Origin of the sequence: Pseudomonas furukawaii, assembly GCF_002355475.1 — a bacterium.
Taxonomy (GTDB): domain Bacteria; phylum Pseudomonadota; class Gammaproteobacteria; order Pseudomonadales; family Pseudomonadaceae; genus Metapseudomonas; species Metapseudomonas furukawaii.
In genome coordinates this window covers 1804650-1825698 of record NZ_AP014862.1, presented here as the reverse complement: position 1 = coordinate 1825698, position 21049 = coordinate 1804650, and the positions used below count along the sequence as shown (strand labels likewise).

General features: G+C 66.8%; 22 protein-coding genes. 16 read left to right on the top strand and 6 right to left on the bottom strand.

Annotated features, from left to right (window positions below; genetic code table 11):
* Positions 1-47 precede the first annotated feature (47 nt).
* Complete coding sequence (locus tag KF707C_RS08580) at positions 48-782, bottom strand: OmpA family protein (RefSeq protein ID WP_003452606.1); 735 nt, start codon at positions 780-782, stop codon at positions 48-50.
* Between the two features lie 98 nt (positions 783-880).
* Positions 881-1570, bottom strand: coding sequence for an OmpA family protein (locus KF707C_RS08575; RefSeq protein ID WP_036993082.1), 690 nt, complete (start codon positions 1568-1570; stop codon positions 881-883).
* Positions 1571-1700: 130 nt separating this feature from the next.
* Here KF707C_RS08575 and KF707C_RS08570 point away from each other — a divergent pair, with 130 nt between their 5' ends.
* Both KF707C_RS08570 and KF707C_RS08565 read left to right on the top strand, forming a co-directional pair.
* Positions 1701-2198 (top strand): DUF6231 family protein, encoded by a 498-nt coding sequence (locus tag KF707C_RS08570; protein ID WP_003452610.1) that lies wholly within the window; start codon positions 1701-1703, stop codon positions 2196-2198.
* A gap of 3 nt (positions 2199-2201) precedes the next feature.
* Positions 2202-2672 (top strand): YchJ family protein, encoded by a 471-nt coding sequence (locus KF707C_RS08565; protein ID WP_003452611.1) that lies wholly within the window; start codon positions 2202-2204, stop codon positions 2670-2672.
* A 48-nt stretch (positions 2673-2720) separates the two neighbouring features.
* On the opposite strand, the gene KF707C_RS08560 is transcribed toward KF707C_RS08565, so the two are convergent.
* Positions 2721-3287 carry a hypothetical protein gene (locus tag KF707C_RS08560; RefSeq protein ID WP_003452613.1) on the bottom strand — a complete coding sequence of 189 codons (567 nt, stop codon included), beginning with the start codon at positions 3285-3287 and terminating at the stop codon, positions 2721-2723.
* Between the two features lie 114 nt (positions 3288-3401).
* Between KF707C_RS08560 and KF707C_RS08555 the strand changes: the two genes are divergently transcribed.
* The 6 genes from KF707C_RS08555 to nadE all read left to right on the top strand — a co-directional run bounded on the left by KF707C_RS08555 (position 3402) and on the right by nadE (position 8742).
* Positions 3402-3902, top strand: a complete 501-nt coding sequence (locus KF707C_RS08555) for an LEA type 2 family protein (protein WP_036993085.1) — start codon at positions 3402-3404, stop codon at positions 3900-3902.
* A 7-nt stretch (positions 3903-3909) separates the two neighbouring features.
* The gene (locus KF707C_RS08550) at positions 3910-4104 is read left to right on the top strand and encodes an SEC-C metal-binding domain-containing protein (protein WP_003452617.1); all 195 of its coding nucleotides are present in this window, start codon (positions 3910-3912) and stop codon (positions 4102-4104) included.
* 70 nt (positions 4105-4174) lie between these two features.
* On the top strand, positions 4175-4822 hold the full coding sequence (locus tag KF707C_RS08545) for a glutathione binding-like protein (protein WP_003452619.1): 648 nt from the start codon (positions 4175-4177) through the stop codon (positions 4820-4822).
* An 83-nt stretch (positions 4823-4905) separates the two neighbouring features.
* Positions 4906-7449, top strand: a complete 2544-nt coding sequence (locus KF707C_RS08540) for a penicillin acylase family protein (RefSeq protein WP_003452621.1) — start codon at positions 4906-4908, stop codon at positions 7447-7449.
* 136 nt (positions 7450-7585) lie between these two features.
* Positions 7586-7918: a hypothetical protein gene (locus tag KF707C_RS30225; RefSeq protein ID WP_036993087.1), complete on the top strand. Its 333-nt coding sequence runs from the start codon at positions 7586-7588 to the stop codon at positions 7916-7918.
* Positions 7915-8742: an ammonia-dependent NAD(+) synthetase gene (nadE, locus tag KF707C_RS08530; RefSeq protein WP_003452625.1), complete on the top strand. Its 828-nt coding sequence runs from the start codon at positions 7915-7917 to the stop codon at positions 8740-8742. The genes KF707C_RS30225 and nadE overlap by 4 nt, the downstream gene beginning before the upstream one ends.
* Before the next feature lie 83 nt (positions 8743-8825).
* Here nadE and dcd read toward each other — a convergent pair whose 3' ends face one another.
* Complete coding sequence (dcd, locus tag KF707C_RS08525) at positions 8826-9392, bottom strand: dCTP deaminase (protein WP_003452626.1); 567 nt, start codon at positions 9390-9392, stop codon at positions 8826-8828.
* A gap of 91 nt (positions 9393-9483) precedes the next feature.
* Positions 9484-10578, bottom strand: a complete 1095-nt coding sequence (gene apbC, locus KF707C_RS08520) for an iron-sulfur cluster carrier protein ApbC (protein ID WP_003452628.1) — start codon at positions 10576-10578, stop codon at positions 9484-9486.
* Positions 10579-10723: 145 nt separating this feature from the next.
* On the opposite strand from apbC, the gene metG reads away from it, so the two are divergent.
* From metG to KF707C_RS08480, 8 genes are all read left to right on the top strand, one after another.
* Positions 10724-12757 carry a methionine--tRNA ligase gene (metG, locus tag KF707C_RS08515; RefSeq protein ID WP_036993089.1) on the top strand — a complete coding sequence of 678 codons (2034 nt, stop codon included), beginning with the start codon at positions 10724-10726 and terminating at the stop codon, positions 12755-12757.
* A 251-nt stretch (positions 12758-13008) separates the two neighbouring features.
* Positions 13009-13563 carry an Rnf-Nqr domain containing protein gene (locus tag KF707C_RS08510; RefSeq protein WP_003452635.1) on the top strand — a complete coding sequence of 185 codons (555 nt, stop codon included), beginning with the start codon at positions 13009-13011 and terminating at the stop codon, positions 13561-13563.
* Positions 13560-14936, top strand: a complete 1377-nt coding sequence (rsxB, locus tag KF707C_RS08505; protein ID WP_003452637.1) for an electron transport complex subunit RsxB — start codon at positions 13560-13562, stop codon at positions 14934-14936. The genes KF707C_RS08510 and rsxB overlap by 4 nt, the downstream gene beginning before the upstream one ends.
* A gap of 126 nt (positions 14937-15062) precedes the next feature.
* Positions 15063-16034, top strand: coding sequence for an RnfABCDGE type electron transport complex subunit D (locus tag KF707C_RS08500; RefSeq protein ID WP_051050739.1), 972 nt, complete (start codon positions 15063-15065; stop codon positions 16032-16034).
* The gene (locus KF707C_RS08495; protein WP_003452639.1) at positions 16031-16636 is read left to right on the top strand and encodes an RnfABCDGE type electron transport complex subunit G; all 606 of its coding nucleotides are present in this window, start codon (positions 16031-16033) and stop codon (positions 16634-16636) included. Before KF707C_RS08500 ends, KF707C_RS08495 begins: the two co-directional genes overlap by 4 nt.
* On the top strand, positions 16633-17205 hold the full coding sequence (locus tag KF707C_RS08490) for an Rnf-Nqr domain containing protein (protein ID WP_003452640.1): 573 nt from the start codon (positions 16633-16635) through the stop codon (positions 17203-17205). Before KF707C_RS08495 ends, KF707C_RS08490 begins: the two co-directional genes overlap by 4 nt.
* A complete protein-coding gene (gene nth / locus KF707C_RS08485) occupies positions 17202-17840 on the top strand; it encodes an endonuclease III (RefSeq protein WP_003452642.1) in 639 nt (212 codons plus the stop codon). The genes KF707C_RS08490 and nth overlap by 4 nt, the downstream gene beginning before the upstream one ends.
* 107 nt (positions 17841-17947) lie before the next feature.
* A complete protein-coding gene (locus tag KF707C_RS08480; protein ID WP_003452644.1) occupies positions 17948-18127 on the top strand; it encodes a PA3496 family putative envelope integrity protein in 180 nt (59 codons plus the stop codon).
* Between the two features lie 1040 nt (positions 18128-19167).
* On the opposite strand, the gene ltrA is transcribed toward KF707C_RS08480, so the two are convergent.
* The gene (gene ltrA / locus KF707C_RS08470) at positions 19168-20535 is read right to left on the bottom strand and encodes a group II intron reverse transcriptase/maturase (protein WP_003453656.1); all 1368 of its coding nucleotides are present in this window, start codon (positions 20533-20535) and stop codon (positions 19168-19170) included.
* Between the last annotated feature and the right edge of the window lie 514 nt (positions 20536-21049).

The following is a 21049-nucleotide window of genomic DNA, read 5'->3' as shown; positions in this document are numbered from 1 at the left end:
CGCACCAGTGCGTCGCCGGGGCAGGCTGTCGTTTCTGCGCGAAAGCCTCAACGATCCACGTGGATTTCCACCCGGCGGTTCTGCGCGCGGCCCGCATCGGTGCCGTTGTCGGCGACAGGCGCGCTCTCGCCTCGCCCTTCGGCGACCAGCTTGTCGGCAGGCACGCCCTGGCTCGCCAGGAAGTCCACCACGCTGGTGGCCCGGCGCTCCGAGAGCCCCTGGTTGTAGCTGTCCGAGCCGACGCTGTCGGTGTGTCCCACGACCTTCACACTGACCAGGCTGGCGCCGGCCAGGCGATTGCCGATCGCCGTCAACTGCTCCCGGGCCGACTCGGTGAGCTCGGCGGAATCGAAGGCGAACAGCACATTGCCGAGGTCGCTGAGTACGATCACCTCGTCTTCGGCGGGAGGCGCTACCGGCGCGGGCGCAACGGCTTCAGGGTACTTGCGCGCCGGACAGCCGCTGGTGTTCACCGGCAGTCCCGCAGGCGTATTCGGGCAATCGTCACGCCGGTCGAAAACGCCGTCGCCGTCCTCATCGCCGTCCTGGGCGTAGCAGATGAGGCCGCCGAACACGGCACCCGCCGCCGCGCCGCCCGCAGCCCAGGCCGAACTCTCGATGGCGCCCAGGCCGCCGCCGGCCAGGCCGCCGATCAGGCTGCAGATGGGCCAATTCCCCTGATTGAGCGACGCGTCACCCTCGCTGGAGGTGGATGCGCAACCGGTGAGGAAACTGCTGACCAGAAGAAGGGACAATGCAACCCGAGGGAATGGGGTGCTCATGGTGGAAATCTCCTGTGTCACCGGGCATGCCGGTAACACAGGAGTAAAGACCCGGCCCCCACGGCGCACAAGGCGCGCGCCGTGGGGATCTCCGGGGGTCAGTCGATCTCGATCTCGACACGACGGTTCGCGGCGCGGCCGTCCTTGGTGGCATTGTCGGCGACCGGCTGGCTTTCGCCGGCACCGGAAACGCTGGCGATGCTGGAGGCCGGGATACCGCTGCGGATCAGGTAATCGGCTACCGCATTGGCACGGCGTTCCGACAGGCCCTGGTTGTAGGCATCGGTGCCCACGCTGTCCGTGTGGCCGGTGATGTTCAACTTGGCGTTGGGCGCTTCGTTCTTCAGGCGGCCGGCGACCTCGTCCAGGGTGGCTTCGTCAGCCGGAGTCAGTTTGGCGGAATCGAATGCGAACAGCAGGTCGCGCACGACAATGGTCACCTGCTCGACCACCACTTCCTCGGCCATCGGCTCCTCGGCCTTCAGCGGGCAGCCATCGGCATCCACCTGGGTACCGGGCGGAGTGCCAGGGCACTTGTCGCGGCTGTCGAGCACGCCGTCGCCGTCCTCATCGCCATCGCCATGCACCCAGCAATAGGCCGCCGCGGTACCCGCGCCGATCAATGCGCCCCAGCCGGCATAGGTGCTGCTTTCGATAGCGCCCAGTCCCGCACCGACCACGCCCCCTACTGCCGCGCACTTGGGCCAGTCGGTCTTCTGCAGACCGGCGCAACCGGTCAACAGGGTGGCCACCAGCGCCAAGGGTAAAGCTGTCCGTGTAATGCTCATAAGCAAGTCTCCTCTTAGAATCGGCCCATACCGACAACTAGGGAGTAAAGACGCCAGCTTAGGAAACCGCCAGCACTAGGCCAGGTCGCCCCTTCAAGCTAGTCTTGCGCTTCCGGTTCGAGGATTTTCGATGACTGACAGCTTTTCTTCCCGCACGCCCCAGCAGGCCCTCGCCGCCTTGCTCGAACGCTGCGCGCCGCAACGCCTGCTGCTGGTGGGCAACAGCCCGCTTCCGGCACTGGACGCGTTCGCCGCCGCCCACCCCGAGTGCGAGGTGGTGCGCGTCCCCGCCGGACCGCTCCCGTCGGAACAGGCGGGGCGCCGCTTCGATCTGGCCCTGCTGGCGGACTGCCTGGAACACCTGAGCAAACGCAGCGGGCTGGAACTGCTCGGCGGCATCCGCAACCTCAACGCCAGCCGCGTCGCCGTACTGGCCGACCAGGCTGCCTGCGGCTGGCAGGACACCGACTTCTTTTCCCTGGCCTTGCAGGCCAGCGAGCGTTTTCGTCGCGATGAGCAGACCCTGACCCTCTTCACCTACGACCTGCGCGAATACAAGCAGGTCCCCGACTGGCTGAACGCGAAGTTCTGGGCGAACCCGGAGAACTTCGGCAAGTACTGGTGGTAAGCCATGAGCACTGCGATCTGCCCCTGCGGCAGCGGCAATCTCCTCGACGAATGCTGCGGCCGCTATCACAACGGCCAAGCGGCCCCCTGCGCCGAGGCGCTGATGCGGTCCCGCTACAGCGCCTATGTGGTGGGGCTGGTGGACTACCTGGTCGACACCACCCTGCCCGCCCAGCGTGAGGGTCTGAACCTCGAGGCCATCCGCGCCTGGAGCCTGTCCAGTACCTGGCTGGGCCTGGAAGTGGAGAGCTGCGACGTCCTCGGCGGCCAGCCGGAGCACGCCTTCGTCACCTTCACCGCCCGCTGGCACGACAAGGACGGCGAACACAGCCACCGGGAGAAATCGGCCTTCGTCCAGGCGGACGGCCGCTGGTACTTCCTCGACCCGACGGTGCCGCTGCGAGCCGGTCGAAACGACCCCTGCCCCTGCGGCAGCGGCCTGAAGTTCAAAAAATGCTGCGCAGGCTTCTTCTGAGAGGCTGACAGCAGGAGGCCCGCTCGAAGCGGGCCTCTTTCCTTCTATCTATCTGCGTTCTTCCAGTTTCAGGTGCGACGTATCCGGGGGCGGTCCGGCGGCGGGCGTCCTGGCCTGCCCCATGTCGCTTCCGACCGGCGCCACGCTCAGCGCGGAGAAATCGAACCCTGGCGGCTGAACCTCGGGCTTGGCGTCCTGCAGGTCGGCGCCCACGGGCGCGATGCCGAAGTCCGGTGCATCCACACCCGCGAAGGCCGCCATGTACTCGTCCCGGGGGACCACCTGGAGGCGCGGCGGCATGGCCGTCGAAACGCCCGAAGCCACTGGCCGGGCCGGTTCGGGGTCAGGCTCAGGCGGGGGCGCCAGCTCCACTTCCTCGATCACCGGCTCCATCGGCACCACGTCCACCAACGCCCCGGCCCGCTCCAGGGTCGCCCGGTACTTTTCGGCGCTGGCTTCATCCAGGTTGTTCTTGAGAATCACGCGCCGACCGGAGAACAGCGTGGCGATCCGCTGGGCGTCCGCCTGGAACAACCTGGCCAGATTGGCCTGCACCAGTTCCATCCGGGCCCCGGCCACCAACTGCCCGGAGAAGGCGATCTCGTAACGCCCCATTGGTCATACTCCTGTCCGATATGACACGCAGTATGGCGCAGGTTTTTTTCGGCTCACAACCGCTTGCGGCCAAGCAGTTGCTTGTTACACTGGTGCGTCACTTGGAGTATTGCAATGTTTTCCCAGGCGCAAATGATAAGAATTCTCAGCCTAATGTTTTTCTTCGCCCTTCCTTTTTCGGGCCTCAGCGGATGCTCCACCTGGGTCAGCGGCAGCTTCCAGGATCCCGACGTTCGCCTGATCAAGGTGGATGTCGTCCGGGCGAAGCTGCTGGAGCAGCAGTTCGTGCTGCGCTTTCGCATCGACAACCCCAACGGCGTGAGCCTCCCCGTACGCGGCCTGGTCTACACCGTCCACCTCAATGACGTGAAGCTGGCCTCCGGCGAATCCAGCACCTGGTTCACGGTGCCGGCCCATGGCAGCCAGACCTTCGAAGTGCCTGTCCGCACCAACCTCTGGCGACACATGAAGTACATCGTCAAGCTCCTGGAGAAACCCGACGAGGCCATCCGCTATCGCCTCGACGGCGAAGTGAAGACGGGGCTGATGTTCGGCAAGAGCGTGCACCTGAGCCGCGATGGCGAGATAATCCCCGGCAGTTATATCCCGGAGTAGATGCTTCATGAGCCAAGAACCCCACGTCCATGGTCCCGACTGCAACCACGACCATGACCACGATCACCCCCATCACGTCCACGGCCCGCACTGCAACCACGGTCACCAGGAGCCGGTGCGCAACCCGCTGAAGGAAGTGGGACGCAACGACCCCTGCCCCTGCGGCAGCCAGAAGAAATTCAAGAAGTGCCACGGCGCCTGACGCCGATGGCTACCTCCAGGCCCGCCACGTGCGGGCCTGTTCGTTTCTGGAGCCACGGAGCCCCTGGCCAATGATCGACCTGTACTACTGGACCACCCCCAACGGCCACAAGGTCAGCCTCTTCCTCGAGGAAGCCGGCCTGCCCTATCGCCTGCACCCCATCAACATCAACCGTGACGAGCAGTTCCAGCCGCACTTCCTGAAGATCTCGCCGAACAATCGCATTCCCGCCATCGTCGACCAGGAGCCTGCGGACGGCGGCGAACCCCTGTCGCTGTTCGAGTCCGGCGCCATCCTGCTCTACCTCGCCGAAAAGACCGGACGCTTCATTCCCCAGGACCTGCGGGGGCGCCAGGAATGCCTGCAGTGGCTGTTCTGGCAGATGGGCGGCCTCGGCCCGATGGCCGGGCAGAACCATCACTTCAACCGCTTCGCGCCTGAGAAGCTGCCTTACGCCATCCAGCGCTACGTGAAGGAAACCGCCCGCCTTTATGGCGTGCTGGACAAACGCCTGGCCGACCGCGCCTTCGTCGCCGGCGAGCACTACAGCATCGCCGACATGGCCATCTACCCCTGGATCGACCGCCACCCCTGGCAGGACCAGAACCTGGACGACTTCCCGCACCTGAAGCGCTGGTACCAGACGATCAAGGCGCGCCCCGCCACCGTCCGCGCCTATGCCCTCGTGGACCAGGTGAACCCGCCGGCGAAAAACTAGGCCGGACGGCGCTTGCGCGGCGCAAGGCGGCTCACTAACGTAGCGCGCTTGACCCGATGCCCTACTCCAGGAGAGCCCGTTCCATGGCTTCGCCAGCCTACAAGCGCTTCCTTCCCCGGTTCTGCGTTGCCGCCGCCGCTGGCGCCATGATCGGCCTCAGCGGCTGCCAGTCCTGGCTGGACAGCCGCTACGCCGACAGCCTGCCGCCCACTTCCGGCTTCCTGCCGGTGAAGGGCCTGGCCCAGAGCGTCTCGATCCGCCGCAATCCGCTGGGCATGCCACTGATCGAAACCACCACCTTCCACGACGCCCTGTTCAGCCTGGGCTATGTCCACGCCTCCGACCGCATCAGCCAGATGGTCGGCATGCGCCTGATGGCCGAAGGTCGCCTGGCCGAACTCGCCGGCCCGGGCGTGCTGGAAATCGACCGCTTCATGCGCGCGGTCAACCTGCGCAAGAGCGCCGACATCCTCTACAAGAACGCCTCGCCACGCCTGAAGGCCTTCTTCGAGGTCTACGCCCGGGGCGTCAACGCCTACCTGTTCCGTTACCGCGACCGCCTGCCGCTGGACCTGGCCGAGGCTGGCTATCGTCCCGCCTACTGGAAGCCCGAGGACTCGGTACTGGTATTCGCCCTGCTCAACTTCGGCCTGTCGGTGAACCTGCAGGAGGAGATCGCCTCCCTCGTCCTGGCGCAGAAGGTCGGCGCCGACAAGCTGGCCTGGCTCACCCCGGTCTACCCGGACGAACCGCTGCCCTTCGAGGAAGCCGGGAAGCTCAAGGGCCTGCAACTGGGCGGCCAGATCCCCGGGCTCACCGCCCTGGGCGAGGCCACCCGGCAGATCGCCGCCCTCGACATGCTCGGCGTCGCCGCCTCCAACAACTGGGCCATCGCGCCCGGCAAGAGCCGCGGCCGCCGCAGCATCCTGGCCAACGACACCCACCTGCCCATTGCCCTGCCCTCGGCGTGGAACTTCGTGCAGATCCGTTCGCCGAAATTCCAGGCAGCGGGTGTCACCCTGGCCGGCGTACCGGCCGTGGTCGCCGGTTTCAACGGCAAGCTCGCCTGGGGCATGACCATGGTCATGGGCGATAACCAGGACCTTTACCTGGAGAAGCTCAAGCGCGAAGGCGGCCGCCTCTATTACCAGGCGGACGGTAAATGGCTCCCCGCCGCCGAGCGTATGGAGACCTTCTTCATCAAGGGCCAGCGCCCGGTGCGCGAGGTCGTCTACGAGACCCGCCACGGACCGCTGCTCAACTCCGTCCTCGGCCAGCGCAAGCACGGCCTGCAACCGCTGGAGCTGAAGAGCGGCTACGGCATCGCCCTGCAGACCGCGCAGTTCGAAGCCGACCAATCGCTCGACGCCTTCTTCGCCCTGTCCCGCGCACAGTCGGTGGACCAGGCCCACGAAGCCACCCGTGCGATTCGCGCCACCTCCCTGAACATCCTCTACGCCGACGCCAAGGACATCGCCTGGCAGGTGACCGGTCGCTATCCGAACCGTCGCGAAGGCCGTGGCCTGCTCCCGTCCCCCGGCTGGGACAGCCGCTACGACTGGGACGGCTACGCCGACCCGATGCTCCATCCCTACGACCAGAACCCGGCCCAGGCCTGGCTGGGCACCGCCAACCACCGGAGCGTGCAGGGTGGTTACGGCGTGCAACTGTCCAACTCCTGGTACTACCCGGAACGTGCCGAGCGCATCGCCGAACTGGCGGGCGGCAGCAGCCGCCACGACTGGCAGAGCATGATCGCCATGCAGTACGACCAGACCAGCCCCTTCCCGGCCAAGCTCCGCGCCATGCTGCAGGACCCGGGCATGGCCCAGCCCCTGAAGCAGGCCATCGACGCCCTGCCGCCGATGGAGCGCGCCCGCGCCCAGGAAGGCCTGGACCGCCTGCTGGCCTTCGACGGTCGCCTCAGCCCCACCTCGGCGGACGCCGCCTACTACGGCGCCTTCCTCCACGAGAGCGCGCGGCAGACCTTCCTCGACGAACTGGGCCCGGACACCAGCCCGGCCTGGCGCGCCCTGGTGCAGACCGCCGACCTCTCCTACTCGGCCCAGGCCGACCACCTGCTGGGGCGCGAAGACAGCCCCTTCTGGGACGACGTCCGCACCCCGCAGAAAGAGGACAAGCCGGCCATCCTCGCCCGCAGCCTGGCCAGCGCCATCGGCTTCGCCGAAAGCAGGCTGGGTACCGATCGCAAGGCCTGGCAATGGGGCAAGCTGCACCGCTACGAGTGGATCAGCGAAAGCACCCAACTGGCGCCCTACATGAGCGCCAGCCAGCGGGCCGGACTCAACAGCCTCAAGGGCTACCTCGATCGCGGCCCCTACCCGGCCGGCGGCGACCACAGCACCCTGAACGTCTCCGCCTACCACTGGGGCGAGGGCTTCGACACCTGGCTGATTCCCGCCATGCGCATCATCGTCGACTTCAGCCAGCCCGAGCCCATGATGGGCATGAACAGCAGCGGCCAGTCCGGCAACCCGGCGAGTCCCCACTATGCCGACGGCATCGATGCCTGGCTCAAGGCCCGCTACATGAAGTTCCCCTTCCAGTCGCAGAACCTGGACGCGGTCTACGGCACCCGGCGCCTGATGCTGACGCCGCAAAAATGATTCGCCGGCGGCGGAACTTCCCGCCACCGTGCCGCTCTGATCGGGTGGACTTACTCCATAGATCACATTTCAAGGCGCCCCCGGCGCCTTTTCTTTTGCCCGCGCAGTGGGCACCGCAGGAGGCACCGGTCGCTGGATGCGCCAGGCTCGCCGAATTCCGGCGCACACGACGCTGGCGGGACAGCCCCCGGCACAGACGCCGTCTTGCTCCGCACACGCACTTGCCGCATCCTGCGCGCTTCCGCTCACCGGCTCCAGGGATCAGCGTCGGGATCGGCTCCACCCGGCCTGCGACGGTACCGGGGTCGAGGCCCCGGACATCGAGATCAGAACGACCGCCTGCAAAGGTCAGCCGGTGGCCAGGATTTCCGATGCGCCGGACAAGACCCGGTGCCGCGACGAGAACGTCATCCTCTACCTGAAACACCTGTTCCGCGTCACCGACGCCCAGCAAGGACTTTCCACATGAGCAATCGCCAGCAAGAAATCGCCCAAGCCCTGGACGTAGTCCCGCCCTTCGCCGACGAAGCCGCCCTGGTGGCCGAAGTCGAGCGGCGCAAGGCCTTCATCAAGCAGTGCCTGCGCCAGTCCGGCCTCAAGGTGCTGGTACTCGGCATCAGCGGCGGCGTCGATTCCACCACCGCCGGCCGCCTGGCCCAGCTCTCGGTGGAAGAGCTGCGCGCCGAAACCGGCGACGCGGGCTACCGTTTCATCGCCGTGCGCCTCCCCTACAACGTCCAGCACGACGAGGCCGACGCCCAGGTGGCGATGAACTTCATCCGCGCCGACGAGGAAGAGACGGTCAACATCGCCGACAGCGTGACCGGCCTGGCCGAACAGGTCACCCACCTGCATCACCTCAATGACGCCCGTCGCGACTTCGTCACCGGCAACATCAAGGCGCGCATCCGCATGGTGGCCCAGTTCGCCATCGCCAACGCCAACAACGGCCTGGTGATCGGCACCGACCACGCCGCCGAAGCCGTGATGGGTTTCTTCACCAAGTTCGGTGACGGCGCCTGCGACCTGGCCCCCCTTTCCGGACTGGTGAAGAACCAGGTGCGCGCCATCGCCGCCTACCTGGGCGCGCCCAACAGCGCCGTGCACAAGGTCCCGACCGCCGACCTGGAAGAACTGCGCCCCGGCAAGCCCGACGAGGAAGCCCACGGCGTCAGCTACGCCGAGATCGACGCCTTCCTCCACGGCCAGGAAGTCAGCCAGCGGGCCTATGACATCATCGTTCGCACCTACGACAACACCCAGCACAAGCGCATCCTGCCGCTGGTGCCCTGAGTGCGGGCCCTCCCTCTCCCTCGATTCGCAGGCACAAAAAAGCCGGGCATCACGCCCGGCTTCTTCATGGGGTCCGACAGGCCTCAGGCCTTGGGTAGGGTAACCCCGGTCTGGCCCTGATACTTGCCGCCGCGGTCCTTGTAGGACACTTCGCAGGCCTCGTCCGATTGCAGGAAAAGCATCTGCGCCACGCCTTCGTTGGCGTAGATCTTCGCCGGCAGGTTGGTGGTATTGGAGAACTCCAGGGTCACGTGGCCTTCCCACTCCGGCTCCAGCGGGGTCACGTTGACGATGATCCCGCAGCGCGCGTAGGTGCTCTTGCCCAGGCAGATGGTCAGCACGTCGCGGGGAATGCGGAAGTACTCCACGGTACGGGCCAGGGCAAAGGAGTTCGGCGGGATGATGCAGACATCGCTCTTGATGTCGACGAAGCTCTTCTCGTCGAAATTCTTCGGATCGACGATCGCCGAGTGGATGTTGGTGAATACCTTGAATTCGTCGGCGCAGCGCACGTCGTAGCCGTAGCTGGACACGCCGAAGGAAATCACCTGACCGTCGCCCGCGTTGCGCACCTGGCGCTCGACGAAGGGCTCGATCATCCCGTGTTCCTGGGCCATGCGGCGAATCCACTTGTCCGATTTGATGCTCATGGCGGCTGTCCTGTGAGGGGCTGAAAAATTGACCGCGAATCTTACAGGCCGGCGCGGGCCCGGGCAAAGGCCCCGCCGGATGGGCGCGCGGTCAGTCGTCGCTGATGCTGATGTTCGGCATCGCCTGCGCCGTCTGCCCGCCCTGGGCGATGCGCGCGCCGACGCTGCGGGCCATCTGCTGGTAGATCATGGCGATCTGGCTTTCCGGGTCGGCGATGGCGGTAGGCTTGCCACTGTCGGACTGCAGGCGGATGGCCATGGACAGCGGCAGCGATGCCAGCAGTTCGACGCCGTACTGGGCCGCCAGCTTCTCGCCGCCGCCTTCGCCGAACAGGTGCTCGGCATGGCCGCAGTTGGAGCAGATGTGCACCGCCATGTTCTCCACAACGCCCAGTACCGGGATATTCACCTTGCGGAACATCTCCACGCCCTTCTTGGCATCCAGCAGCGCCAGGTCCTGCGGGGTGGTGACGATCACTGCGCCTGCCACCGGCACCTTCTGCGCCAGGGTCAACTGGATGTCACCGGTGCCCGGGGGCATGTCCACCACCAGGTAATCGAGGTCATCCCAGGCGGTCTGGGTGATCAGCTGGATCAGCGCCCCGGAAACCATCGGGCCGCGCCAGACCACCGGGGTGTTGTCGTCGGTCAGGAAGGCCATGGACATCACCTGCACGCCGTGGGCCTCCACCGGCATGAAGAACTTCTGGTCGCGGACCTTGGGCCGGGTGCCCTCGGGGATGCCGAACATGATGCCCTGGCTGGGGCCGTAGATATCGGCGTCGAGGATGCCGACGCGGGCGCCTTCCCGGGCCAGCGCCAGGGCCAGGTTGGCGGCGGTGGTGGACTTGCCCACGCCGCCCTTGCCCGAGGCGACGGCAACGATGTTCTTCACGTTGGCCAGGGCCGGCACCTGGTCCTGGGCCTTGTGCGGCTCGATCACGCAATCCACGCGTACCTCGGCGCGATCGACGCCCTCCAGGTTTTCCAGGGCCATCTGCAGCATCTGCGCCCAGCCACCCTTGAACAGGCCGGCGGCATAGCCCAGCTCCAGGCGGACGCTGACCTTGCCGCCCTGGATGTCGACTTCACGCAGGCAGCCCGCGCTGACCGGGTCCTGGTTGAGGTGGGGATCGGTGAACTGGCGCAGGGTCGCTTCGACCTGGGCGCGGGAAAGGGTGCTCATGGCGGGACTCCAGATAAAGACCGAGCGAAGTAGCGGGCTATCCTACCCGAGCCCCCCGCCGCTGGGTCCTCCGGGCGTGAAAAAATCGTGGCGCCCCTTTATAGTTGCCGACTTCCCTTCGTTTCATATCCGGTAGCCCAGCACCATGACCGAGCCCCGCAAGATCCTCGTGACAAGCGCCCTTCCCTATGCCAACGGTTCCATTCACCTCGGGCATATGGTCGAGTACATCCAGACCGACATCTGGGTGCGCTTCCAGAAGATGCGCGGCAACCAGGCCATCTACGTCTGCGCCGACGACGCCCACGGCTCGGCCATCATGCTGCGCGCCGAGAAGGAGGGCATCACCTCCGAGCAACTGATCGACAACGTGCGCGCCGAGCACACCACCGACTTCGCCGACTTCCTGGTGGACTTCGACAACTACCACTCGACCCACTCGGAAGAGAACCGCGCGCTCTCCAGCCTGATCTATACCCGCCTGCGCGACGCCGGGCACATCGCCACCCGCCCGGTGACCCAGTACTTCGACCCGGACAAGCAGATGTTCCTGGCCGACCGTTTCATCAAGGGCACCTGCCCGAAATGCGCGGCCGAGGACCAGTACGGCGACAACTGCGAAGTATGCGGCGCCACCTACTCGCCCACCGAACTGAAGAACCCCAAGTCGGCCATCTCCGGCGCCACCCCGGTGCTCAAGGAGTCGCTGCACTACTTCTTCAAGCTGCCGGACTTCGACGCCATGCTGAAGCAGTGGACCCGCGGCGGCGCCCTGCAGGAGTCCGTGGCCAACAAGATCGCCGAATGGCTGGACGCCGGCCTGCAGGAGTGGGACATCAGCCGCGACGCCCCCTACTTCGGCTTCGAGATCCCCGACGCCCCGGGCAAGTACTTCTACGTCTGGCTGGACGCGCCCATCGGCTACATGGCCAGCTTCCAGAACCTCTGCGCCCGCCGTCCGGAACTGGACTTCGACGCCTTCTGGGCCAAGGACTCGGGCGCCGAGCTGTACCATTTCATCGGCAAGGACATCGTCAACTTCCACGCCCTGTTCTGGCCCGCCATGCTCGAAGGCGCCGGCTATCGCAAGCCCACCGCGCTGAACGTCCACGGCTACCTGACCGTCAACGGCCAGAAGATGTCCAAGTCCCGCGGCACCTTCATCAAGGCCCGCACCTACCTGGACCACCTGGACCCGGAATACCTGCGCTACTACTACGCCTCCAAGCTCAGCCGTAGCGTCGACGACCTCGACCTGAACCTGGAAGACTTCGTGCAGAAGGTGAACTCCGACCTGGTGGGCAAGGTGGTCAACATCGCCAGCCGCTGCGCCGGCTTCATCCACAAGGGCAACGCCGGCCGGCTGGTGGCCGAGAACGCCGCCCCCGAACTGTTCGCCGAATTCGCCAGCGCCGCGCCGAGCATCGCCGAGGCCTATGAGAACCGCGACTTCGCCCGCGCCATGCGCGAGATCATGGCGCTGGCCGACCGCGCCAACGCCTGGATCGCCGACAAGGCGCCCTGGGCCCTGAACAAGCAGGAAGGCAAGCAGGCCGAGGTGCAGGCCATCTGTGCCGCCGGCGTCAACCTGTTCCGCCAGTTGGCGATCTTCCTCAAGCCGGTGCTGCCGAAACTGGCCGAAGCCGCCGAGCAGTTCCTCAACGTCGCCCCGCTCACCTGGGACGACCACAAGGTGCTGCTGGCCGACCACGACCTCAACCCCTTCAACCCGCTGATGACCCGGATCGACCCCGTGAAGATCGACGCCATGATCGCCGCCTCCAAGGAAGACCTCGCCGCCGCCTCCGCGCCCAAGGGCAATGGCGAGCTGACCAAGGACCCGCTGGCCCCCGAGATCGCCTTCGACGCCTTCGCCGCCGTGGACCTGCGCATCGCCCTGATCGAGAAGGCCGAGTTCGTCGAGGGCGCCGACAAGCTGCTGCGCCTGACCCTGGACATCGGCGACGCCAAGCGCAACGTGTTCTCCGGCATCAAGAGCGCCTACCCGGACCCGAGCAAGCTGGAAGGCCGCCTGACCCTGTACGTGGCCAACCTGGCCGCGCGCAAGATGAAGTTCGGCGTCTCCGAAGGCATGGTCCTGGCCGCCGGCCCTGGTGGCGAGGAGATCTACCTGCTCAGCCCCGACAGCGGCGCCAAGCCCGGCCAGCGCGTCAAGTAAGCGCCTCGTCCCTCCCACAACGCCCGCGCCTGCGGGCGTTGTGCTTTCCGGGGCCGCCGGCCGGACCTTTCCCGGATTCCATCCCGCTACCACGGGCAAGGATTCGGCAATGGCGCTACCCATGCCAGGCCGTCTCGCTGAGCTAGCCTTTGATGACAGGCGCGGCCAGCGGGCGTCGCGCCCCTGTACCGCCCCGGCGGCATCCCGGATAATACGCGGCCCTTTTTCCAGCCCGGCGATACCACGTCCCCATGACCGACTTCCTCCTCGCCCTGCTCGGCGCGGCCCTGGCCAGCAACCTGGTCCTCGGCCTGCCCGTCGGTGCCGACGCCCTGCGCCCGCCGCGCGGCCGGGCGCTGGCCGAGGCGGGCGGCGTTCTGCTGGTGGTCGCGGTCCCCGTCGCCTGGCTGCTGGACCGCCTGGTCCTCGCCCCCTTCGGGCTCGACGCCCTGCGCCTGTTCCTCTTCCTGCCGCTGCTGGCTGGCCTGGCCTGGGCGCTGTTGCGCCTGCTGGCCCGCTGGCGCCCGGCCCTCGCCGCGGAGGGCCTGCTGCCGCTGCTGCTGGCCAATGGCGCCGCGCTCGGGGCCATGCTGCTGGCCCAGGCCGGCAGTCTTCTCCAGGCCCTGGGCCTGGGGCTCGGCGGCGGCTTCGGCTTCTGGCTGGTCCTGCACCTGTTCGACGACCTGTTGGCCCAGACCGAACAGGCGGACATCCCGGCCCCCTTCAAAGGCACGCCCATGCTGCTCATCTGCGCAGGACTCATGGGCCTGGCCTTCCTCGGTTTCAACGGATTCGGCACCCCATGACCCAAGCAGCCCTGATCCGCAGCATCGACGCCCTGCTGCCCCAGACCCAATGCGGCAAGTGCGGCCACCCCGGCTGCCGGCCCTACGCCGAAGGCATCGCCCAGGGCGAAGCCATCAACAAATGCCCGCCCGGCGGCACCAGCACCATCCAGGCCATCGCCGAGCTGTTGCAGGTCCCGCCCCTGCCCCTCGACGCCCCCAACGGCCCGGTGCCGCCGCAGATCGCCCTGATCCGCGAAGCCGAGTGCATCGGCTGCACCAAGTGCATCCAGGCCTGCCCGGTGGACGCCATCGTCGGGGCGGCGCGACAGATGCACACCGTCATCACCGACGAATGCACCGGCTGCGAACTCTGCGTCGCGCCCTGCCCGGTGGACTGCATCGACATCCTCCCCCTGGCCGAGCCCGACGCCAGCGCCCAGCGCGCACGCGCCGACCAGTTCCGCACCCGCTTCGAGTCCCGCAACGCCCGCCTGGCCCGTGAAGACGCCCGGCGCCAGGCTGAGCGCGAAGCCCGCGCCGCGCGCATGGCCCAGGCCCAGGCGAGCGCCGGCGCCCCCCAGGACGCCGTGCAGGCCGCCATCGAGCGGGTCAAGGCGCAGAAGGCCGCGGCGCCCAGCCTCAGCGACCAGCAGAAGCGCCTGAAGATCGAGGCCGCCATGGCCCAGGTGGCGCTGAAGAAGGCCGAAGCCCAGTTCGCCACCTACGGCACCGACGAACTCAAGGCCCAGGTGGACGAACTGCGTCGCGCCCACGAGCAGGCCAAGGCCGCCCTGGAGGCCGCCCTCGAAACACCGGTAGCGGCGCCGACGGCGGTGGACGAAGCCGCCCTCAAGCAGGCCAGGATCGCCGCCGCCATGAGCCGCGCCCAGCTCGCGAAAGCGGAAAAGGCCTTCGGCGAGACCCCCAGTCCCGACCAGCAACGGCAGCTCGCCGAACTGCGCGCCGCCGTGGACGGCGCCCAGCAACATCTGGAGCGACTCCAGAACGCGTCCGCTCCCCAGGTGCCGGCAGCCGGTGAGGCGAACCTGAAGGCAGCCAAGATCGCCCTCGCCAGCCGCCGCGCCGCACTCAAGGGCGCCGAGCAGAGCGGGGCCGACGAGGCGGAACTGATTCCCCTGCGCCAGGCCCTGGCGGAAGCCGAGCGCGCGCTGCACGCGGCCGAGGACGCCTGCGGCAAGGCCCCGCCGGACCTGCAGCGCATCGACAAGCGCCCGGTAGACCCGGCAATCCGCGCCCTGAAGACCGAACTGGCCTACGCCCGCGCCGAAGTCAGCAAGCTGGAGCGCCGCGCCGAAGTCGACCCGGCCGCCCTGGCCCAGGCACGGGAGCGCCTGGCCCGGGCTGAACGAGCCCTTGATGAACAGTCCTGACCGGACCACCCGCGCAAGCGCCCTCAGCCGCCAATGGCTGCGGGGCGAGCTTCGCGAGCAAACTAGCGCCCATGGCCCGGAGGCCCGGCCGTGACCCAGCGGCCAGCCTTCGATCCACGCCCCAGCATGCAATGGGTGCTGCTGGCGTGCGTGCCCGGACTGCTGGCCCTGCTCTGGCACTTCGGCTGGGGCAGCCTTCTGCAACTGCTGGTGGCCCTGCCGGTGGCCCTGGGCTGCGAAGCCCTGGTGAGACGGCTGCGCCGACAAGCCGCGGATGCCGCCAGCGCCCTGTTCAACCAGCCGCTGCTGGGCGAAGGCAGCGCCCTGGTCAGCGCCACACTGCTGGCCCTTGCCCTGCCGCCCTACGCCCCCTGGTGGCTCACCGCCTGCGCCTGTGCCTTCGGCCTGCTGTTCGGCAAGGCCCTGTTCGGCGGTTTCGGCCAGAACCCCTTCAACCCCGCCATGCTGGGCTACGCGGTGGTGCTGGTGGCCTTTCCCGCCCAGCTCAACCAATGGCCCGTGCCGGGCCAGCACCCGGGGCTGCTGGAGTCCCTGCAACAGGTGCTGGGCCTCGGCGGCGGCCTGCCGGACGGCTGGAGCCAGGCCACGGTCCTGGACAGCCTCAAGCACAACGACCGCCTGACCATCGAGGAACTGTTCGCCAGTCACCCCGCCTTCGGCGGCCTCGGCGGGCAGGGCGCGGAGTGGGTCAACCTGGCCTTTCTCGCCGGCGGCCTGCTGCTCCTGCAGCGCAAGGTGATCCGCTGGCACGCGCCCCTGGGCCTGCTGGCCGGGCTCTTCGTCGCCAGCCTGCTGGGCTGGAACGGAAGCGGCTCCGACTCCAATGGATCCCCCATCTTCCACCTGTTCAGCGGCGCCACCATGCTCGGCGCCTTCTTCATCGCCACCGAACCCGTCTCCGGCCCGGGCAGCGACCGTGCCCGCCTCTGGTTCGGCCTGGGTGCCGGGCTGCTCATCTACGTCATCCGCGCCTGGGGGGGCTACGCCGATGGCGTCGCCTTCGCCATCCTGCTGATGAACCTGCTGGTACCGAGCCTGGATCGCCTCGCCGAGCGGCGGCGGCAGGTGCCTTCATGAACCGCCGCAGCGCCCTGTCCCTCGTCCTGCTGGCCCTCTGTGGCCTGGCGCTGCTGCTCATCGCCCGGCACTGGCTCGCCGACCCGATCGAAGCGGGACGCCAGGCGGCCCATGAGCGCGCCCTGCTGGACCTGATGCCCCCCGGCAGCTACGACAACCATCCCCTGACCCGCCCCATCGCCCTGCCCGCCAGCGAACTGCTGGGCCAGCCCGCCCCCCGGGAAGCCTGGCTCGCCACCCGCGCCAGCGAGCCGGTGGCGGTGCTGCTGCCGGTGACCGCCCAAGGCTACGAAGGACCGATCCGGCTGCTGCTGGCGATCCGCCCCGATGGCCGGCTGCTGGCCTCCAAGGTCCTGGAGCACCGGGAAACCCCGGGTATCGGCGACGCCATCGAACCTACCCGCAGCCCCTGGCTGGCCGGTTTCGCCGACGTCTCCCTGGTCGATCACCCGGAAGCCGACTGGCGAGTGACGGCCGACAAGGGCCGGTTCGACCAGATCGCCGGCGCCACCATCACCTCCCGCGCCGTGGTCTCGGCGTTGCAGCGTGGCCTGCAGTACTTCGACCAGCACCGTCGGCTGCTCATGGAGCCCCCGCCATGAAGACCCTGCACCCGAGCCTGCTGGGCCTCGCCCTGCTGGTAGGCGCCACCGACCTGCTGGTGAAAGGGGTGGCGCTCGCCCTTCTCGGGCTGCCCCTGCTCGGCCTCTTCGGCCTGGCGCTGCCCCTGCTGGACCGCCACCTCCAGGGGGCCGCTCACTGGCTCGCCGCCCTGCTGCTGGCCGCCCTGCTGGTGAGCCTGGGCAACCTGCTGCTGCAGGCCGGCGCCTTCGAGTTGCACCGGGCCCTGGGTCCTTTCGCCTACCTGCTGGTGCTGCCCTGCCTGCAACTGGCCCGCCAGGAGCGCCAGGACGCCTTCGAAGGCGTGAGGGCGGGCCTGGCCCTCGCCCTGCTCGCCCTGCCGCTGGCCGCCCTGCGGGAAATCCTCGGCCAGGGCAGCCTGCTGGCCCACGCCGACTGGTTGCTGGGCCCCGGAGCCGCCACCTGGCGCCTGGAGCTGGACGGCGCGGGCATCCCCCTGTTCGCCCTGGCGCCCGGAGCCTTTATCCTGCTCGGCACGCTGCTGGCGCTCTGGCGCCACCTGACCACCACAAGAACCGACTCCCGATGAACGCCGCAAAACGCTACGAAATCTTTCGCCGTCTCCATGCCGACGACCCGAACCCCACCACTGAACTGGCCTACAGCACGCCGTTCGAGCTGCTGATCGCGGTGATCCTCTCCGCCCAGGCCACCGACGTGGGCGTGAACAAGGCCACGGCCAGGCTCTACCCCGTCGCCAACACCCCGGAGGCCATCTACGCGCTCGGCGTCGAGGGGCTCTCGGAGTACATCAAGACCATCGGCCTGTACAACAGCAAGGCGAGGAATGTCATCGAGACCTGCCGCATCCTCATCGAACGGCACGAAAGCCAGGTGCCGGACAATCGCGAAGCCCTGGAAGCCCTGCCCGGCGTAGGCCGCAAGACCGCCAACGTGGTGCTCAACACCGCCTTTCGCCAGCCCACCATGGCGGTGGATACCCACATCTTCCGGGTCAGCAACCGCACCGGCATAGCCCCCGGCAAGAACGTTCTGGAAGTGGAGAAGAAGCTGCTGAAATTCGTACCCAAGGAGTTCCTGCTGGACGCCCACCACTGGCTGATCCTCCACGGCCGCTACGTCTGCGTGGCCCGCAAACCGCGCTGCGGCGCGTGCAAGATCGAGGACCTGTGCGAGTACAAGGCGAAGACCTCGGACGATTGATAACCTATTGAATCGCTCAAGTATCCGATTGAAAAAATCTTTTTTACCGCCCCTGGCTTTGTCGCTATAAGGTGCGCCAATAGCGCCCCGCATTGTGGAGTGACCTTATGAGCACCGCCAAAGACGAGATCGAGATCGAAGATGAATTCGTCGCCGACGACGGCGAAGAGTCGGATGCCCCGGTAGAGAACGCGAAGACCAACCTGACCAAGCGCCGCATCATCGACAACTACCTCGAAGAACGACGCCTGCAGAAGCAGCTGAACGACTACGACTTCGACCTCTGATCGAAGCCACTGGAAAAGCCCCGCCACGCCGCGGGGCTTTTTGTTTGGTTCATCGCGGATTATCGGGGAAATCCTGTTCACACTGGATTGGCGATTTTGCGTGGCGCCCTGACCAACTCCCAGTCTGCGGATACCGCCCTCTCCCCCGCCCCTCTCCCAGAAGAGGAGAGGGGTGACTCGCGCCGGCAGGGGACAAGTCATCCTGCTGCCGAAACCGATCTGAAACCGGGCGAAGACGATGACGCCGCGCGAAGTGCCCCGTCAGGAGGCCGAGCGGAGTCGTCGCGCAGGGTGACGAGCGGCATGGATGCTGCGAGAGGCGTGCGGGGCCATGGATGGCCCCTCGCGCCGTGCCCCGGAGCGGCGATGCAGCGAGGGGACCCGGCGAAGCCGGGCCGGATGCAGGGGCAAGCCCTTTGGTTCCTTTCGGCGATTGAGAAAGGGACTCGACCGGGAGGGCGAAACAGCAACTCGCAGCCTGCGCGGAAATGAGCCGAGCCCCCACAAAACCTGACACCGTTCTGACAATCCGGCTTGAGCAAGTCCCTTCCCCGATAATCTGCGAAGAACCTTTTGTTTGGGCCGGCGCAAGGCGACCTCGTGCTGGCAATCCGGTATGAATCCGCACCTGACCAACTGCGGACCTGACGCATCCCTCACCACGCCTTTCCCTGGGGTTAAAGGGTGAGTCGGGCCGGCCGCGCCTAGCGATCCGGATGCCTGCGACGAACCCGAATGCCTGTGCATCCGGTGGGGCAGCAGGACCGCCCCTTCAGGAGGCCGAGTGGAATCGTTGCAGAGGGGGATGAGCGGCATGGATGCCGCGAGAGGCGTGCTGGGCCATGGATGGCCCTTCACGCCGTGCCCCCGGCGCAACGATGGAGCGAGGGCAGTCCGGCTCGGCCGGACCCGGATGCAGGGGCAAGTTCTTTGGCTCCTTTGGAACGACTGCCAATCGGCATAGGGGGCGGCCATCGGGCCGCGCCCCTGCCACACCACCCGGCATGCGGGTCCGCACCGGGCGGTTCGAGAAGTTGAGGTCAGCAGAGTCGAGGTAGACCCAACCGGTCGAACCACGCCACCGTGAGCACTCCATGGATCAGACCGACACTGTTGTGCCAGAACCTGTGGCTGTTGCCGGCTATCGCCGCTGCCAGATCAGGCCATGCTCCAAGTTTGCGCAGTTCACGGTACGTTCTCCGTCCGGTTTTCCATTGTTTGAGCTGGATGGCCCTGAGTCGTCGGCGTATCCACTCATCAAAACCCCGCCAACGACGAGGGGTTTGCGATAGACCGAAGTACGCTTTCCAACCCAGTAGGTAAGGCCTCAGGCTTTCCACCACTTGCGACACACTTCGGCCTCCGTTTCGAGACGTCAGCTGTCGGATGCGGCTTTTGAACCGCTGCAGTGCTTGGCTGGCCACCCCGCGTTTGATCTCGCCTTGAGCCGACAGCCAAAAGCTGTAGCCCAGGAACTTGCGGCCAAACGCACTGGCAATCGCGCTCTTGCGTTCGTTCACTTGCAGCCTGAGTCGATCATAAAGGCGACGGAGCACTGCCATTACCCGCTGACCGGCCTTGAGGCTGCGTACGTAAACATTCGCGTCGTCCGCGTACCTGACGAAGCAATGGCCTCGTCGCTCCAACTCTTTGTCCACCTCATCCAGCAATACATTGGCCAGCAGTGGTGAAAGGGGGCCGCCTTGCGGTGTCCCTCGTTCACTGGCCACCACCACGCCGTCGATCAACGTCCCGCTGTTCAGGTAGGCCCGGACCAGACGCAGAACGCCTCGGTCGGTCACCTTTCTGCTCAGTCGAGCGATCAACAGGTCATGGTCGACGCGATCGAAAAACTGCTCCAGATCGACGTCCACCAGGATGTTCCGCCCCGAGTGAATGTATCGCTGCGCTGCCAGTACCGCTTGGTGAGCGCTGCGACCGGGACGAAAGCCGTAGCTATGATCACTGAACCCTGGGTCCAGCAACGGCTGCAGAATCTGTAGCAGCGCCTGCTGGATCAGCCTGTCCGTCACCGTCGGGATGCCCAGCTTGCGCTCGCCACCCTCCGGCTTGGGGATCAGGACTCTACGCACCGGACTTGGCCGATACGTCCCGGCCAGCAACTGTGCCCGTATCGCGGGCCAGGCCGTTTTCAGATGCTCGACCGTCTCATCGATCCCAAGACCGTCGACGCCCGCAACACCTTTATTAGCCCGAACGCGCTTGAGCGCCAGTTGCAGGTTCTCTCTTGTCAGGACTTCTTGCAGAAGCCCTGACCCCGTGTGGTTCTGGTCATGGCGCGGACAGCCGGCTTCATCGCTGGACGCCCCGCGTCGGGCTTCACCCGTTGCAGCTCCGTCCCGCCCCGGTTTCCCGGGCATCTGATGCAAGGCCTGCTGTATCGCCATGGTGAACCTCACTCCTTCTCGTTCGGCCCTTCGCTGCAGCGCAACTACTACGGCCTCTGCTGACTTCTCGCTCCAACTTACGTCGTTGCCCTTTCAGGCATAAGGCGAGATCTCCCCAGGTAAGAACGCCATCCTTCACCGCACAACCGCTGCATTTACGTCACCGGGCTTTGGCCACAAGAGCTTCGCAGTACCTTGGCTGCTCGCCCTGTCCGGTAACGCCTCAGATGCAGTTCGTGTACCTCGGCTCGCGGTTTACGCTCCACGCTTCCTCCCCACACTCAGTCGCCTTCATGCAGTTGCGCTTCACTTCATTCGCTGTGGCCAGCTCAAGAGAGGACTTTCACCTCTAGGATGGCGCCCATGCTGGGCGCACAAGGAGCTCGCCCGGGGGGGGCGAAAAAGAGACCTGAAGCCCACTCGGCAATGAGCTGAACCACAAACCTCAGGCCCCCGACCGCGCACTGCCAGTCCGGTGCACAGCCCCTGTCCTTCCGGGTCCGGCGCCTACATC